The organism is Pseudomonas sp. ES1 (assembly GCF_050586605.1).
In the GTDB taxonomy this organism is placed as follows: Bacteria; Pseudomonadota; Gammaproteobacteria; order Pseudomonadales; family Pseudomonadaceae; genus Aquipseudomonas; species Aquipseudomonas sichuanensis.
Genome location: NZ_JBOBDM010000005.1, coordinates 114,641 through 131,210, shown reverse-complemented (window position 1 = coordinate 131,210; position 16,570 = coordinate 114,641). Strand labels below are relative to the sequence as shown.

15 protein-coding genes are annotated in these 16,570 nt (G+C 62.6%); 7 read left to right on the top strand and 8 right to left on the bottom strand.

What is annotated here, in order from left to right; translation table 11 throughout:
* Positions 1-233 precede the first annotated feature (233 nt).
* The 3 genes from ACQ4N9_RS03935 (at position 234) to ACQ4N9_RS03925 (ending at position 2,823) form a co-directional block, all read left to right on the top strand.
* A complete protein-coding gene (locus ACQ4N9_RS03935) occupies positions 234-779 on the top strand; it encodes a phage infection protein (RefSeq protein ID WP_390965943.1) in 546 nt (181 codons plus the stop codon).
* 122 nt (positions 780-901) lie between these two features.
* Entirely contained in the window at positions 902-1,534 is a 633-nt protein-coding gene (locus ACQ4N9_RS03930; RefSeq protein WP_110992981.1) for a TetR family transcriptional regulator, read from the top strand.
* A gap of 200 nt (positions 1,535-1,734) precedes the next feature.
* Positions 1,735-2,823, top strand: a complete 1,089-nt coding sequence (locus tag ACQ4N9_RS03925; RefSeq protein ID WP_390965940.1) for an AGE family epimerase/isomerase — start codon at positions 1,735-1,737, stop codon at positions 2,821-2,823.
* 198 nt (positions 2,824-3,021) lie between these two features.
* On the opposite strand, the gene ACQ4N9_RS03920 is transcribed toward ACQ4N9_RS03925, so the two are convergent.
* The 6 genes from ACQ4N9_RS03920 to ACQ4N9_RS03895 all read right to left on the bottom strand — a co-directional run bounded on the left by ACQ4N9_RS03920 (position 3,022) and on the right by ACQ4N9_RS03895 (position 9,555).
* The gene (locus ACQ4N9_RS03920; RefSeq protein WP_110992983.1) at positions 3,022-3,789 is read right to left on the bottom strand and encodes an SDR family oxidoreductase; all 768 of its coding nucleotides are present in this window, start codon (positions 3,787-3,789) and stop codon (positions 3,022-3,024) included.
* Between the two features lie 671 nt (positions 3,790-4,460).
* Complete coding sequence (locus tag ACQ4N9_RS03915) at positions 4,461-5,177, bottom strand: ABC transporter ATP-binding protein (protein WP_125465742.1); 717 nt, start codon at positions 5,175-5,177, stop codon at positions 4,461-4,463.
* Positions 5,174-6,049, bottom strand: coding sequence for an ABC transporter ATP-binding protein (locus ACQ4N9_RS03910; RefSeq protein WP_232882500.1), 876 nt, complete (start codon positions 6,047-6,049; stop codon positions 5,174-5,176). The genes ACQ4N9_RS03915 and ACQ4N9_RS03910 overlap by 4 nt, the downstream gene beginning before the upstream one ends.
* Complete coding sequence (gene livM / locus ACQ4N9_RS03905; RefSeq protein ID WP_390965937.1) at positions 6,046-7,347, bottom strand: high-affinity branched-chain amino acid ABC transporter permease LivM; 1,302 nt, start codon at positions 7,345-7,347, stop codon at positions 6,046-6,048. The genes ACQ4N9_RS03910 and livM overlap by 4 nt, the downstream gene beginning before the upstream one ends.
* A 2-nt stretch (positions 7,348-7,349) precedes the next feature.
* Complete coding sequence (locus ACQ4N9_RS03900; protein ID WP_110992987.1) at positions 7,350-8,264, bottom strand: ABC transporter permease subunit; 915 nt, start codon at positions 8,262-8,264, stop codon at positions 7,350-7,352.
* A gap of 154 nt (positions 8,265-8,418) precedes the next feature.
* Entirely contained in the window at positions 8,419-9,555 is a 1,137-nt protein-coding gene (locus ACQ4N9_RS03895) for a branched-chain amino acid ABC transporter substrate-binding protein (RefSeq protein ID WP_110992988.1), read from the bottom strand.
* 508 nt (positions 9,556-10,063) lie between these two features.
* Between ACQ4N9_RS03895 and pncB the strand changes: the two genes are divergently transcribed.
* Together pncB and nadE are read left to right on the top strand one after the other, a co-directional pair.
* The gene (gene pncB, locus ACQ4N9_RS03890) at positions 10,064-11,269 is read left to right on the top strand and encodes a nicotinate phosphoribosyltransferase (protein WP_110992989.1); all 1,206 of its coding nucleotides are present in this window, start codon (positions 10,064-10,066) and stop codon (positions 11,267-11,269) included.
* A gap of 3 nt (positions 11,270-11,272) precedes the next feature.
* Positions 11,273-12,100 carry an ammonia-dependent NAD(+) synthetase gene (gene nadE, locus ACQ4N9_RS03885; RefSeq protein WP_125465746.1) on the top strand — a complete coding sequence of 276 codons (828 nt, stop codon included), beginning with the start codon at positions 11,273-11,275 and terminating at the stop codon, positions 12,098-12,100.
* Positions 12,101-12,226: 126 nt separating this feature from the next.
* Here nadE and azu read toward each other — a convergent pair whose 3' ends face one another.
* Entirely contained in the window at positions 12,227-12,676 is a 450-nt protein-coding gene (gene azu / locus ACQ4N9_RS03880; RefSeq protein WP_110992991.1) for an azurin, read from the bottom strand.
* A gap of 344 nt (positions 12,677-13,020) precedes the next feature.
* On the opposite strand from azu, the gene ACQ4N9_RS03875 reads away from it, so the two are divergent.
* Entirely contained in the window at positions 13,021-13,608 is a 588-nt protein-coding gene (locus ACQ4N9_RS03875; RefSeq protein WP_125860646.1) for a TIGR00730 family Rossman fold protein, read from the top strand.
* Between the two features lie 139 nt (positions 13,609-13,747).
* Here the strand turns inward: ACQ4N9_RS03875 and ACQ4N9_RS03870 are convergent, their stop codons facing one another.
* A complete protein-coding gene (locus tag ACQ4N9_RS03870; protein WP_390965933.1) occupies positions 13,748-16,048 on the bottom strand; it encodes a YgiQ family radical SAM protein in 2,301 nt (766 codons plus the stop codon).
* A gap of 387 nt (positions 16,049-16,435) precedes the next feature.
* On the opposite strand from ACQ4N9_RS03870, the gene ACQ4N9_RS03865 reads away from it, so the two are divergent.
* Complete coding sequence (locus ACQ4N9_RS03865) at positions 16,436-16,534, top strand: alginate O-acetyltransferase (protein WP_390965930.1); 99 nt, start codon at positions 16,436-16,438, stop codon at positions 16,532-16,534.
* The last annotated feature ends 36 nt before the right edge of the window (positions 16,535-16,570 follow it).

The following is a 16,570-nucleotide window of genomic DNA, read 5'->3' as shown; positions in this document are numbered from 1 at the left end:
AAGTTTTCCTGGCACTTTTCTGTGCTATTGGTCTGCCGCGGGCCTAGGTGTTACTGCGAAATCGGCAGCGCACAATGCCGCCATCATCGCCAAAACCATTGACCCAGAGCCGTCGCGCCTGAGTATCAATAGCGTCGATTGTTACCATTACCCTGATGAACTTCTCTCTGGCGTTACGCGGCGTAGCATTGCCTCCGTAGCCACTTTTCAGCCCCCGAGAGGAGCACCGAATCATGAAACGCCATCTGCTGCTGAGCCTGACCCTGTCCGTACTTGCCGCCAACGCTTTCGCCCTGCCTGCTGAAGACCAGCACCTGAGCGCCGAATCGCGCTCCAGCGCAGCCACTGTTGCCCAGCCGCTGAACACCCTGGCTGAAGGTGGCGCCGAACGCCTGCAGGAACGTGCCGGTCGCGTTGCCGAAGGTGGTTCGGACCGTCTGATCGAACGTAATAACCGCGTCGCCGAAGGTGGCTCGGATCGCCTGATCGAACGTAATAACCGCGTCGCCGAAGGTGGCTCGGATCGTCTGATCGAACGCAACAACCGCGTCGCCGAAGGTGGCTCGGATCGCCTGATCGAACGTAACAACCGCGTCGCCGAAGGTGGCTCGGATCGTCTGATCGAACGTAATAACCGCGTCGCCGAAGGTGGCTCGGATCGCCTGATCGAACGCAACAACCGCGTCGCCGAAGGTGGCTCGGACCGCCTGATCGAACGTAACAACCGCGTTGCCGAAGGTGGCTCGGATCGCCTCGTTGAACTCAGCCGTGTGAGCTGATCGCCATGGCCGAAAACAACAAGCCGCCCCGCTGTATATGCTCCCCACCTAGCCCGGTCCATTGACCGGGCTTTGTTTTTTTATCCAGAATGGCCGGCCTCACAGCCACAGAATCCCGCCCCATGCTGCCGCGTGCCGAACAGAAGCTACAGACCCGCCAGGCCCTGCTGGACGCCGCCTGCCAGCTCATGGAGAGCGGCCGTGGCTTTGGCAGCATCAGCCTGCGCGAAGTGGCCAAGGCTGCCGGCATCGTGCCCACTGGCTTCTATCGCCACTTCCCCGACATGGACACCCTGGGCCTGGCCCTGGTCGCCGAAATCGACACCACCTTCCGCCAGACCATCCGCCTGGTGCGGCACAACGAATTCGAGCTGGGTGGCATCACCGACGCCTCGGTGCGCATCTTCCTCGATGTGGTCAACGCCCACCGTGCTCAGTTCCTGTTCCTGGCCCGCGAACAGTACGGCGGTTCGCAAGCCGTACGCCAGGCCATCGCCCGCCTGCGCCAGGACATCAGCAGCGACCTGGCCACCGACCTTGCGCGCATGCCGCGCTGGCAGCACCTGGACGGCGCGGCCCTGGCGGTGATGGCCGACCTGGTGGTCAAGACCGTGTTCGCCACCCTGCCGGAGCTGATCGACAGCCCGGAGCCGGGCAACCCTCAGGCGATGACGGCGCAAGAGAAGATCACCCAGCAGCTGCGCTTCATCTTCGTGGGTGCGCGGCATTGGCAGGGGTTGGGGAACCCAGGCTGATCCCTTGCCTGTACCGGCCCCATCGCCGGCAAGCCGGCTCCCACAGGGAATCACTCCTACAAAGACAGTTGCTCCCACAGAGCAGGCGTCAGCCTCGATACTTGTGGGAGCTGGCTTGCCAGCGATGGGGCCAGCACAGGCAACCCATACCCCCAGTTCTGCTACCATGGCGCCCTGCCCGACCGTCCATGAGCGCCAGCATGTCCGACCCCCGCCTTGCTTTGACCCGTTTTCAACAGCACTTCGCCGAACGCATCGTGCCGCTGTGGCAAGGCCCGGGCTGGAACGCCGAGCTAGCGCTCCCCTACGAAGCCCTGGACGCCCAACACCGCCCGCTGCCGGTACAGCGCTACCGCGCCATGGCCTGCGCGCGCCAGCTGTACCTGTTCAGCAGCCGCATCGAACAACCGGGCGCGGCCGAACGCGCGGCGGCGCTGTTCCGCTCGCTGCAAAAGCACTTCCATGACGCCGAGCACGGCGGCTGGTTCTACAGCATCGACGCCCAAGGCAGGCCGCTGGACCGGCGCAAGGATCTCTATACCCACGCCTTCATCGTCTTCGCCTGTGCCCACTACTGGGGCAAGGTCGGTGAAGGCCTGGTGGAAGCCACGCTCAATGGCGCCCTGGAAGTGGTTGCCGAGCAGTTCGCCCGTGACGATGGCCTGTACGAGGCCAGCCTGGGTGAAGACTGGTCTGACCTGGGCAGCGGCCCCTTGCAGAACCCACAGATGCACCTGGCCGAAGCTTTCCTGCAGGTGCTGACCGTGCGCGAGGACGACGACGTACGCCAATCGCTGCTGCAGCTGTGCGAAGCGCTGCAGGCGCAATTCGTCGAGCCGCAACACGGCCTGATGCTGGAGAAACCGCGCGGGGCTGTGGATAACTGGTTCGAGCCTGGCCATCAGTTCGAATGGTTCTACCTGCTCGACAGCTCGCCGCTGCTGCGCGGCACGCCGCTGCATGCCTCCATCAGCCGTGCGTTCGGCTACGCCGAACAGTACGGGGTGAAGGATTCGGCGGTGCTGGCGATGCTGGATGTGGACGGCAAGGTGCTCGACGCCACCCAGCGGATCTGGGCCCAGGCGGAGTACCTGCGGGCGCTGGCACAGCGCTCGGCCAGCGATGAAAAATTGCTTGGGCAGCTGCAGGCCCTTCAGGGGCAGTTCCTGCATGACGGCGGCTGGCATGAGTGCCGGGATGGCAATGGCGCGGTCAGCCGGCATGACATGCCTTCGACCACGCCGTACCACCTTGCGACCTGCCTGGAAGGTTTGCAGCGCCTGGGCTGACGCAATCGCGGGGCAAGTCGCAGCGGCGCACCGCCGCTCCCACAGCAAATCGACGTCACCTGTGGGAGCGGCGGTTCGCCGCTGCGATTTACCCGCGAACACCGGCGAAGCCGGTGCCATATACCGCAGTGCCTGATTCGCGGGTAAACCCGCTCCCACATGTACTGCGCGACAGCCGACTTACCCCTGTCAATCGACTCAGCCCTTGGCCGAGCGATCGATCGAGAAACCTGCCCAATCCTGGCTTACCGGCATCAGCTCGAGGCTGTTGATGTTGATGTGCGCCGGTTGGTTGAGGATCCAGAAGATGGTCTCGGCAATGTCCTGCGGCTGGATCGGCTCGGCGCCCGCATAGGTGGCGTCGTACTTGGCCTGGTCGCCGCCGAAGCGCACCAGCGAGAACTCGCTCTCGCACAGGCCTGGCTCGATGTTGCTCACCCGCACCCCGGTACCGCGCAGGTCGCAACGCAGGCTCAGCGAGAACTGGCCGACGAACGCCTTGGTGCCGCCGTACACGTTGGCGCCTGGGTACGGGTAGTTGCCCGCCACCGAGCCGACGTTGAGGATCGACGCACCGCGGCCGTGGGCGATCAGGCGTGGCAGCAGCAGGCGGGTGGTGTACATCAGGCCCTTGATGTTGGTGTCGACCATGGTTTCCCAGTCGTCCAGGCTGCAGTTCTGCGCGGCATCGACACCCAGCGCCAGGCCGGCGTTGTTGACCAGGCCCTGCAGTTTGTCGAAGGCCGGCGGCAGGCTGGCGATGGCCGCCTCCATGGCTTTGCGGTCACGCACATCGACCACCAGGGTGTGCACTTCGGTCTTGGCCGACAGCTCGGCGCGCAGGGCATCCAGGCGCTCCTGGCGACGGCCGGTGAGGACCAGCTTCCAGCCGGCCTCGGCGAAACGGCGGGCGGTGGCCTCACCAAAACCGGAAGTCGCGCCAGTAATGAATACGGTGGATGTCATGCTCTTCTCCTTGGCTGTGGATTAGGTGCTGCAGGCCTCGCAGCATGCCCGGCGCACGCTCTGGCGACAACCGTTTCGATGCCTGATCAAAAAACGACCACAGCCTTGAAGGCCCCGTGCTAGATGGCCCTGAGAGAGCTATGCGCACCTTATCCACAAGCCTTTCCCCACGGATTGGGGGCAACTCGTCGGTTGTGCGGAACCTTTTGTTCGGCCGAGGTGCTGTGGAAATCTCTCAGTGATGGCGCAACGCTTTCAACCATGCCGCCTGCGGCAGTCTGTCCAAGGTTTTTGCACAGAGTTACCCACAGATATCCGGCCCTTGTGGAAAGGTCGTCCCGCAGGCAAAAACACTCGTTGAATCAACCACAAAGCGTACATGATCAAAAAACGTACAAACCCTTGAAGGGCTTGAAAACAAAGGCGCGCAGCGAGGTGCCACCATGTTTTCCACAGGCGGCTCCACATAATCCGTGGAAAGTTTTGTACCTGTGGAAACAAGGGCTTGCGAAGGGGTTGTGGAGTGCTTCGAGAAAGATATGCGACAAGTTGTCCACATGCTGCTGGGAAGCCGCATCGCTGGCAAGCCAGCTCCCACAGAAGCAGGTTCATGCGGTCAGGGTGGGAGCCGGCTTGCCGGCGAAGGGGCCGCGCAGCGGCCCCGGAAACAATCAGTGCCCGCCCAGATAGGCGTTACGCACCTCCTCGTTGACCAACAGTTCCTGCCCGGTCCCGGTCATGCGGATCTGCCCGTTGACCATCACATAGGCCCGGTCCGACAGCTTCAGCGCGTGGTTGGCGTTCTGCTCGACGAGGAAGATGGTCATGCCGCTCTGCGCCAGCTCGCGCAGAGTGGCGAAGATCTGCTTGACCACGATCGGCGCCAACCCCAGCGACGGTTCGTCGAGTAGCAACAGCTTGGGCCGGCTCATCAGCGCCCGGGCGATGGCGAGCATCTGCTGCTCGCCACCGGACATGGTCATCGCCCGCTGGTTACGCCGCTCCTTGAGCCTGGGGAACAGCGTAAACATGCGCTGCATGTCCTCGTCGGCATGTTTGTCGCCGATGGGGATGGTGCCCATCATCAGGTTCTCCTCGACGGTCATGTCGGGGAATACCCGGCGCCCTTCGGGGGACTGGGCGATGCCGTTGGAGGCGATGTAGTGCGATGACTTGCGAGTGATATCGGTGCCACGGTAGATGATCTGCCCGGAAGCCGCCCGGGGCTGGCCGAAGATCGACATCAACAAGGTCGACTTGCCCGCGCCGTTGGCGCCGATGAGGCTTACCGTCTCGCCTTCGTTGATGTGCATCGAGACTTTCTTCAGGGCCTGGATCGGCCCGTAGAACACCTCGAGATCCTTCAGTTCGAGAATGGGTGCGGTCATACCAGTTCCTCTTCATCAGCACCCAGGTAGGCGGCGATCACCGTCGGGTTGTGGCGGATATCCTGCGGCGCGCCTTCGGCGATCACGTTGCCGTGGTCGAGCACGACGATGTGGTCGGAAATGCTCATGACCATGCCCATGTCGTGCTCGATCAGCACCACGGTGATGTCATGCTCGTCGCGCAGCACGCGGATCATGCGGCTGAGCGCCTCGGTTTCCTGCGGGTTGAGGCCGGCGGCCGGTTCGTCCAGGCAGATGATCTTGGGCCGCGTGCACATGGCCCGGGCGATCTCCAGACGGCGTTGCTGGCCATAGGAAAGTTCACCGGCCAGGCGGTTGGCGCAGTCGACCAGGTCGACCACCTCCAGCCAGTAGAAGGCATGGTCCAGCGCCTCGCTCTCGGCCTGGCGGTAGCCCTTGGTGTTGAGCACCCCGGCCAGCAGGTTGCGGTTGACCCACATGTGCTGGGCCACCAGCAGGTTCTCCACCACCGACATTTCCTTGAACAGGCGGATGTTCTGGAACGTACGCGCCAGCCCTGCCCGGTTGACCAGGTGGGTACCGCCGAACATCTTGTAGTACATGCGGTTGGCGAAACGCGCAGGGGACACGAAGTCGGTGGGCCGGAAACGCTCGCCCAGCAGCTGGATGACGTTGGTGCTGCTGCCGCGCACGTTCAGTTCGATGCGCCCGCCGCTGGCCTTGTAGAAGCCGGTCAGGCAGTTGAACACGGTGGTCTTGCCGGCGCCGTTGGGGCCGATCAGGGCGAAGATCTGGTTGCGCTTCACTTTCAGGCTGACATCGCTGAGCGCCTTGATCCCGCCGAACTGCATCATCAGGTTATCGACCGACAGAATGATTTCGTCGCTCATGGCGCCACTCCTTTACGCGGGACCACACCGGTACGGCTGATGCGGATCAGCCCCCGTGGTCGCCAGATCATCATCAGCACCATCAATACGCCGAACAGCAGCACGCGGTACTCGGAGAAGCTGCGCAGCAACTCGGGGGCCACGGTCAGCACGAATGCAGCGATCACCACGCCCACGGTCGAGCCCATGCCGCCGAGCACGACGATGGCGAGGATCAGCGCCGACTCGAAGAAGGTGAACGACGACGGGTTGACGAAGCCCTGGTAGGTGGCGAAGAACACGCCGGCAAGGCCTGCGGTAGAGGCACCGAGGGTGAAGGCGGAGAGCTTGACCAGCACGTGGTTCAGGCCCATCGAGCGGCAGGCGATCTCGTCTTCGCGCAGTGCCTCCCAGGCACGGCCGACCGGCATGCGGGTCAAGCGGTGCTTGATGTACAGCACGGCCAGCACCACCAGGAACAACACCGCGTAGATGAACACGAACTTGAGGTTGGCGTTGTATTCGAAGCCGAAGAACTCATGGATCGGCACCCCGCCGTCCTTGGCCCGGCGACCGAACTCCAGGCCGAAGATGGTCGGCGATGGCGCCGGCATGCCGTTGGGGCCACCGGTGAACGACAGCCAGTTGTTCAGCACCAGGCGGATGATTTCACCAAAGCCCAGGGTCACGATCGCCAGGTAGTCGCCGTGCATCCGCAACACCGGGAAGCCGAGGATGCATCCCGCCAGCGCGGCAGCGATGGCCGCCAGCGGCAGCACGCTCCAGAAGCCCAGGCCCAGGTACTGGTAGCCCAGCGCCAGGCCGTAGGCACCAATGGCGTAGAACGCCACGTAACCCAGGTCGAGCAGGCCGGCCAGGCCAACCACGATGTTCAGGCCCAGGCCAAGCAGCACGTAGATCAGGCCGAGGATGACCACGGTCAGCAGGTACTTGTTGGCGAAAATGGGGAACACGATGGCGATCACGATCAGCGCCGGAATGATGTAGCGCAGGCGCGACTTGTAGTCCGGCGCCAGCACGTGCACACCCGAACCACCACTGTCGAAGCCCTGGAGCATGCGCAGGCCGGTAGCGGTCTGCAGGAACAGGCTGAGCACGAAGCGCCCGACCATCACCCCGCCGACCAGCCAGGCCACGCGGGTCGGCTGGGCGTTGAAGGTGTAGCCGTCGAGCACCACGCCGACGACGGGGCCAAACACGATGAGGGCCAGCAGGCCGGCGACGATGGTCTCCAGCAGGCTGCGTTTGAGATCGAAACCTTTATTTGCAACAGCAGGGGCAGTATTGGCAGCGGACATGTTCACACCTTAGCCACGAGCGGGCGACCCAGCAGGCCTTGGGGACGGAAGATGAGGATCATCACCAGCAGCGAGAAGCTGAATACGTCCTTGTAGTCGGAGTTGATCAGGCCGGAGAACAGCGACTCGGAAATCCCCAGGATGATCCCGCCAAGCATGGCGCCCGGGAGCGAGCCGATACCGCCAAGTACGGCGGCGGTGAATGCCTTGATGCCGATGATGAAGCCGGCATAGAAGTCGAAGGTGCCGTAGTTCATGGTGATCAACACGCCCGCCAGTGCGGCCATCACCGCGCCGATGACGAACACGTAGGAGATCACCCGGTCGGTGTTGATACCCAGGATGGAGGCCATCTTGCGGTCTTGTTGCGTGGCCCGGCACATGCGGCCGAGCTTGGTGTACTTGATCACGTAGGTGAGCAGGCCCATGCCGACGAATGCGGCGACCAGGATGAAGATCTTGGTGTAGGTCAGCTGTACGAAACCACTGCCGACGTCGATGCGCATGGCGCCTTCGAGCAGCGTGGGTACGCCCTGCTGGCGGGCGCCCTGGCTGATCTGTGCGTAGTTCTGCAGGATCAGCGAGATGCCGATGGCGCTGATCAGCGGTGCCAGGCGGGTGGAGTTGCGCAGGGGTTTGTAGGCGATGCGCTCGATGGTGAAGCCGTAGACGCCGGTGACGACGACGGTGAACAACAGCGTGCCGAGCATCAGCAAGGGGAACGACTCGATGCCGAAGTAGGCCAGCAATGCCAGGCTGATTGCCGCGAGGTACGCGGAAATCATGTACACCTCGCCGTGCGCGAAGTTGATCATGCCGATAATGCCATAGACCATTGTGTAGCCGATGGCGATCAGGCCATAGACCGACCCGAGGGTCAGGCCGTTGACCAGTTGCTGCAGGAAAATACCATCCATAACGCAATCTCACCTGATTGAGATTGCACGAGCGCCGACCACGGCGGGCCACGGATGAAGTGGCCGTTGCGGCGCAGAACCGTGCAGATCTACGAATAAAGACAGCTGCTGCGGGGGCGTTGGCCCGGGCTTGCAGGCCCGGGCCCCACCCTGGTTATTTTTGTTTTTCGAGCTGGTGGTACTTGCCGTCTTTATCCCATTGGTAGACCACGTAGTCGGACACGGTCAGGTCGCCCTTGCTGTCCCACTTCTTCTCGCCCATGACGGTCTTGACCGGGTTGGCCTTGAGCCACTTGGCGGCGTCCTCGCCCTTGTTCGACTTGGCGCCGTTGAAACCGGCGGCCAGGGCCTGCAGCGAGGCGTAGGCGTACAGGGTGTAGCCTTCCGGCTCGGTGCCGTTCTTGCGGAACTCCTCGACCACCGCCTTGCTGTCGGGCAGCAGACGTGGGTCGGCGCCGAAGGTCATGTACACACCATCGACGTATTGGGCACCGCCAGCGGTGGTGACCAGTTCGTCGGTGACGATGCCGTCGTCGGACATGAACTTGACGTCCTTCAGGCCCTGCTCGCGCAGCTGGCGTACCAGCGGGCCGGCCTCTGGGTGCAGGCCACCGAAGTAGACGACGTCGGCACCGGCGGCGCGGATCTTGGTGACCACGGCGCTGAAGTCCTTCTCGCCGCGGGTCAGGCCTTCGTACAGTACCGGCGTGACGCCGCGCTTGATCAGCTGTGCCTTGGTCGCGTCGGCCAGGCCCTGGCCGTAGGTGTCCTTGTCGTGCAGCACGACCACTTTCTTGCCCTTGAGCACGTCGACGATGTAGTCGCCGGCGACGATGCCCTGCTGGTCGTCACGGCCACACATGCGGAACATCGCAGACAGGCCACGCTCGGTGACCTGCGGGTTGGTGGAGCCCGGGGTGATGGCGATCACGCCGGCCTCGTCATACACCTCGGAGGCGGGGATGGTGTTGGAGGAGCAGAAGTGGCCGACCACGCCGATCACCTTGTCCTGGTCCACCAGGCGGTTGGCTACAGCCACGGCCTGCTTGGGTTCACAAGCGTCGTCACCTTTGACCAGGACGATCTTTTCGCCGTTCACCCCGCCGGCGGCGTTGATCTTGTCGGCTGCCGCCTGGGCACCTTTCATGTACTGCTCGCCAAACGCTGCGTTGGCACCGGTCATGGGGCCCGCTACACCGATCTTGACGTCGGCCTGAACATACGAAGAAACACCCAGTGCTGTGGCTACCGCCAGTGCCAGGAAACCTTTCTTGTAAAACGTCTGCGACATGAGGTGGTGCTCCTAGAGTTTTTTTTGGTTGGCACTACAACTTCATCAACCCTGTGCTCCGAGCAAGGGCCGTGCCATTGGTTTTGCATTCCGGGAAAACTCACTGTGCAGGGGGATACGAGGCGACCGACGGCCTTTTCTTTATTGAGCGTGCAACCGTCTGCCGCAGGGTGAGCGCCACCCAAACGCCTAGACAAGGAGCAACCATCGAGTGCCATCATTGCAACCCTTGCAAGTGTTAACGTGCAACCGCCCTGTAACAGCCGACGTCACCGAACTGCACACCGCTGGTGCGTGACTGCTACAAGCAGCACCGTTTGAAGGCTAGCCGGTGCACGGAAAAACACCTGTTTTGCCTATGCAGGCCCTTTCGCGGGTAAACCCGCTCCCACAGGATGGCACCTGACCTGTGGGAGCGGGTTTACCCGCGAAGGGGCCGGCATAGGCGCAACAACACCTCAAAGGCTGGCACAATAGCCGCCATTGCCCGCTTTGGAGCTTCCCCCTGATGAGCGAGAGCGCATTCGCCGAGCGCATCGTGCACAACCTGCTCGACACAGATTTCTACAAACTGACGATGATGCAGGGCGTGCTGCACAACTACCCGGACGCCGACGTCGAGTGGGAGTTTCGCTGCCGCAATGGCGAAGACCTGCGCCCCTACCTGGGCGAAATCCGCCACCAGCTGGAACTGCTCAGCGAGCTCACCCTGGATGATGGCCAGTTGGCCTTCCTCGAGCGCATCAGCTTCCTCAAGCCCGACTTCCTGCGTTTTCTGCGGCTGTTCCGCTTCAACCTGCGCTACGTGCGCTTAGGGATCGAAAATGACCAGCTGAGCCTGCGCCTGCGTGGCCCGTGGCTGCACGTGATCCTCTTCGAAATACCCCTGCTGGCGATCATCAGTGAAGTGCGCAACCGCCACCTGCACCCGCACATGCGCCTGGCCGAGGCGCGTGACCAGCTACACCGCAAGTTCGACTGGCTGCGCGCCCATGCCAGCGATGATGAACTGGCCGAACTGCAGGTGGCCGACTTCGGCACCCGCCGGCGCTTTTCCAGCCGGGTGCAGGCGGAAGTGGTGCGGGTGCTGCGCGATGACTTCCCGGCGCGTTTCGTCGGCACCAGCAACGTCGACCTGGCATGGAAACTGGATATCAAGCCGCTGGGCACCATGGCCCACGAGTGGTTCATGGCCCACCAGCAACTCGGCCCACGGCTGATCGACAGCCAGAGCGCCGCGCTGGACTGTTGGGTACGTGAATACCGCGGGCTGCTGGGCATCGCCCTGACCGACTGCATCACCATGGATGCCTTCCTCAAGGATTTCGACCTGTACTTCGCCAAGCTCTTCGACGGCCTGCGCCACGACTCGGGCGAGCCGGTGGCCTGGGCCGAGAAAGCCATCGCCCATTACCAGAAGCTGGGCATCGACCCGATGACCAAGACCCTGGTGTTCTCCGATGGCCTGAACCTGACCCGTTCACTGGAAATCTTCCGTGCCCTGCGCGGTCGGATCAACGTCAGCTTTGGCATCGGCACCAACCTGACGTGCGATATCCCCGGTGTGGCGCCCATGAACATCGTGCTTAAAATGACCGACTGCAACGGCTCGCCAGTGGCGAAGATCTCCGACGAAGCCGCCAAGACCCAGTGCCGCGACCAGAACTTCGTCGCCTACCTGCGTCACGTATTCAAAATCCCCAGCAAGGAGTAACCCATGCAAGCCGTTCAGCAGGAGATTGCCCAGGCGCTCAAGGTGCAGCCCCCCTTCGCCGATACCGCCGCACTTGAGCAAGAAGTGGCCCGGCGCGTGGCGTTCATCAAGGATTGCCTGGCCAACGCCCGGCTCAAGACCCTGGTGCTGGGCATCAGCGGCGGCGTCGATTCGCTGACCGCCGCCCTGCTCGCCCAGCGCGCCGTCAACGAGTTGCGCGCCGAGACCGGCGACAAGGCCTACACCTTCATCGCCGTGCGCCTGCCGTACCAGGTGCAGCACGACGAGCACGACGCCCAGGCCTGCCTGGACGTGATCAAGGCCGACGAAGTGCACACCGTCGACATCGCCCCGGCGGTACGCGCCCTGGCCACTGAAGTGAAGGCACTGGAAGGTGGCTCGCCGAGCCTGGTGGACTTCGTTGTTGGCAATACCAAGGCGCGCATGCGCATGGTGGCGCAATACACCATCGCCGGCGCCCGCGCAGGCCTGGTGATCGGCACCGACCACGCCGCCGAGGCGGTGATGGGCTTCTTTACCAAGTTTGGTGATGGTGCCTGCGACCTGGCGCCGCTGAGCGGGCTGGTGAAGAACCAGGTACGGGCGATTGCGCGTAGCTTTGGCGCGCCGGAATCGCTGGTGGAGAAGGTGCCGACCGCCGACCTGGAAGACCTGGAGCCGGGCAAGCCGGACGAGGCGTCCCACGGCGTCACCTACCAGCAGATCGATGCCTTCCTGCATGGCCAGCCGGTCGATCAGGCGGCGTTCGACATCATCGTCGGCACCTACCGCAAGACCCAGCACAAGCGCGAACTGCCGTTCGCGCCTTGATCAGGTCATAAAACGGCCTGTGGGAGCGGGTTCACCCGCGAATGCGATGGTGAATCAACCAAAGCATTCGCGGCGGTTCGACGCTTCGATAAACCCGCTCCCACAGGGTACTGCGTCAGGCTTCGATTACTTGACGACTACCTTGCCCTTCATCATCGAGATGTGGCCCGGGAAGGTGCAGAAGAAGCTGTAGTCGCCACCGGCTTCAAGCTTCGAGGTGTCGAACTTCACTTCAGTCTCTTTCTCTGGCGCGCCGATCATCGCGGTGTGGGCGATGATGTTGGCGTTATCTGCCTTCAAGTAGCCTTTGTCGATGCCCTGGCTCATGCCTTCGGTGGCGATCGCCTGCATGTCGGCAGTCTTGCTGATCACCAGGTTGTGGCCCATGACGTTCTTCGGCAGGCTGCCCGAGTGGGTCAGCTTGACGGTGAACTCTTTGCAGCTCTTGTCGACGGTGAATTCTTTGCTGGTGTAGGACATCTGGTCAGTCGACTCGACAGTGACCGAGCATTCGGCTGCAAAGACAGAGGCGCTGGCGAGGGTCAGCAGGGATACCGCTACAGCTTTCGCAAACATCATGAATCTCCTTGGCAGGGTTTTATCAATTGCGAGACTGCCTGAAACCATGCAACCCAGCCCTGATGTGGGTCAAGGGGTGTCAAGTGGCCAGCCAGTTGAATTGTTCAATGGATTGTATACAACCAATCAAAGAGCACATCATGCCCTCTTGATAGACGATGGGACAACCTTTCATTTAGGAGTAACTGAAATGTCCCTCTCAAGTTTCATGAACAGCCTGCTCGCCGCCTACGCCCAGGGCGCCACCGGCGCAGCCTGCGAATTCTCCCGCCCAGAGTGAATAGCCTTGGAAGTGTCAGGCTAGAGCCTTACCCTGTGCCCCCTGTGAAGGGAGACAAGCCATGCCTGTACGTTCCGTTTGTGTGTTCTGTGGCGCCAGTATCGGCGCCAACCCCGCCTACCGTGAAGCCGCCATCGCCCTGGGCCAGGCCATCGCCCGTCGGGGCCTGACGCTGGTCTATGGCGGCGGCGCGGTGGGCCTGATGGGCACCGTGGCCGACGCCGCGCTGGCAGCGGGCGGTGAAGTGGTCGGGATCATCCCCGAAAGCCTGATGAACGCCGAAATCGGCCACAAGGGCCTGACCCGTCTGGAGGTGGTGGACGGCATGCACGCGCGCAAGGCGCGCATGGCCGAACTCAGCGATGCCTTCATCGCCCTGCCGGGTGGGCTGGGGACGCTGGAGGAGCTGTTCGAGGTGTGGACCTGGGGGCAACTGGGGTATCACGCCAAGCCGCTGGGCTTGCTGGATGTGAACGGGTTCTACGAGAAGCTGGGCGGGTTCCTCGACCATATCGTCGAGGAAGGCTTCGTACGGCCGCAGCACCGGGCGATGCTGCAGTTGGCGCAGCAGCCGGATGAGTTGCTGGAGGCGATGGACAGCTTCGTCGCGCCAGTGGCGCCGAAGTGGGTGGATAAGAAGCCGGATTGATCTCGATTGATGCGGCAAACACCTGAGCCTGTGGGAGCGGGTTTACCCGCGAATCCGTCGGTGGATCGACCATCGCATTCGCGGCGGTTCGACGCTTCGATGAACCCGCTCCCACAGGGATCTCATGCTGCCTTGAAGGTCAGCGCGGGATGACTGGCTGACGCGGCTTCTTGCCCTTGCCGCCGCCCTTGGCCGCTTCTTTGCGCTCCTTGGCCGCCTGCTGGTTGCGGGCGAACGCTTCGGCCTTGGCCTTCTCGCGCTTGTCCCAAGGCTGGCTGCCATCGCTGGCCCGCGGCGGCAGGCCGGTGTGCTGGGTGAGGATCTTCTGCTCCTTGCCCACCTTGTGGCTGCCGGCCGGCGTGGAGTTCTTGCGCCGGGCGCTCTGGTAGCTGTCGGTCTGCGGCTGGTGCAGCGGGATCAACTGGTGCTTGCCCGGGCCGATCAGGTCGGCGCGGCCCATACGCTCCAGCGCTTCACGCAGCATCGGCCAGCCCTTCGGGTCGTGGTAGCGCAGGAACGCCTTGTGCAGGCGGCGCTGCTCCTCGCTCTTGACGATCTCCACCCCTTCGCTCTTGTAGGTGACCTTGCGCAGCGGGTTCTTGCCAGAGTGGTACATGGCCGTGGCCGAGGCCATGGGCGACGGGTAGAACGCCTGCACCTGGTCGGCGCGGAAGCCGTTGCCCTTGAGCCACAGGGCCAGGTTCATCATGTCTTCGTCGGTGGTGCCCGGATGCGCGGCGATGAAGTACGGGATCAGGTACTGCTCCTTGCCCGCCTCTTTCGAGAACTTCTCGAACATGCGCTTGAAGCGGTCGTAGGTGCCGATACCCGGCTTCATCATCTTGTCCAGCGGGCCACGCTCGGTGTGCTCCGGGGCAATCTTCAGGTAGCCACCGACGTGGTGGGTCACCAGCTCGCGCACATACTCCGGCGATTCCACCGCCAGGTCGTAGCGCAGGCCCGAGGCGATCAGGATCTTCTTCACCCCAGGCAGGGCACGGGCCTTGCGGTACAGCTCGATCAGCGAGCTGTGGTCGGTGTTGAGGTTCTCGCAGATGCCGGGGAACACGCACGACGGCTTGCGGCAGTGCTTCTCGATCTCGTGGCTCTTGCAGGCGATGCGGTACATGTTGGCAGTCGGGCCACCCAGGTCGGAGACCACGCCGGTGAAGCCTGGCACCTTGTCACGCATCTCTTCGATTTCGTGCAGGATCGACTCGTGCGAGCGGTTCTGGATGATCCGGCCTTCGTGCTCGGTGATCGAGCAGAAGGTGCAGCCACCGAAACAGCCACGCATGATGTTGACCGAGAAACGGATCATCTCGTAGGCCGGGATGCGTTCCTTACCATAGGCCGGGTGCGGAACACGCGCGTAGGGCATGCCGAACACGTAGTCCATTTCTTCGGTGGTCATGGGGATGGGTGGCGGGTTGAACCACACGTCCACCTCGCCGTGCTTCTGCACCAGGGCGCGGGCGTTGCCGGGGTTGGTCTCCAGGTGCAGCACGCGGTTGGCGTGGGCATAGAGCACCGGGTCGTTGCGCACCTTTTCGAACGATGGCAGGCGGATCACCGACTTTTCCCGGGTAATCTGCGGGCTGTCGAGGATCTGCACTACCTTGGCTTCGTTCGGGTCGTCCTGCTCGCCCTTGGCCTGCTCGATGGCGCAGGCCTGGGTGTCCTGGGTGTTGACGTAGGGGTTGATGATCTTGTCGACCCGGCCCGGACGGTCGATGCGGGTGGAGTCGATCTCGTACCAGCCCTGGGGCGTGTCGCGGCGAATGAACGCCGTGCCGCGCACGTCGGTGATCTGCTCGATGTGCTCGCCCTGGGACAGGCGCTGGGCGACCTCGACGATGGCCCGCTCGGCGTTGCCGTACAGCAGGATGTCGGCGCTGGCGTCCACCAGGATCGAGTGGCGGACCTTGTCCTGCCAGTAGTCGTAGTGGGCGATGCGGCGCAGCGAGGCCTCGATGCCGCCGAGCACGATCGGCACGTGCTTGTAGGCTTCCTTGCAACGCTGGCTGTACACCAGGCTGGCGCGGTCCGGGCGCTTGCCGGCCAAGCCGCCAGGGGTGTAGGCGTCGTCGGAACGGATCTTCTTGTCCGCGGTGTAGCGGTTGATCATCGAGTCCATGTTGCCGGCCGCGACGCCGAAGAACAGGTTCGGCTCGCCTAGCTTCATGAAGTCGTCTTTGGACTGCCAGTTCGGCTGGGCAATGATGCCCACCCGGAAGCCCTGGGCCTCGAGCAGGCGGCCGATGATGGCCATGCCGAACGACGCATGGTCGACGTAGGCGTCACCGGTCACGATGATGATGTCGCAGGAATCCCAGCCGAGCTGATCCATCTCCTCCCTGCTCATCGGCAGGAACGGCGCTGGCCCGAAGCATTCGGCCCAGTACTTGGGATAGTCGTAGAGTGGTTTGGCTGCTTGCATGTCAGTGACCGGTTCTGGTGTGCAGGGAAATCGCGGGCGCGGAATATAGCACAAATTTTGACCAAATCCGACGGTGGTGGTCGGAAACCTCATCGCCCTCCATCCTCCTGCTCCTGTGCCACTCGCCCTCACCAGCCTCCGGGCTTTTTTCAAAATGTGTTGCCTCATCCACCCATTGGCAACTGCACTCGATTGATTAAAAAAGAAATAAATAATAAGAAACCTTTTTCGCAGGAGGGAAGCGTCAGCCCCCTAAGAAACCCTCTACATCTTAACGACGTCATTCCAGCTCACACCTCATTGCTATCAAAAACATGAGAATGATAAAAAACAACTGCGTCAAATGACGCACTCAAATCCCAAACAGTCATTACAGGAGTACTTAAAATGGGCAGACGCCGTTCCGAAATAAACCACCTCCAGATCCCTCGCTTCATGAACTACACCTTCATCGAAGCCGAGATTGACTTCCTCAACATCATGTAAGTAGAGCGCGGGAAGCCCCAACCGTCTTCCCGCGCT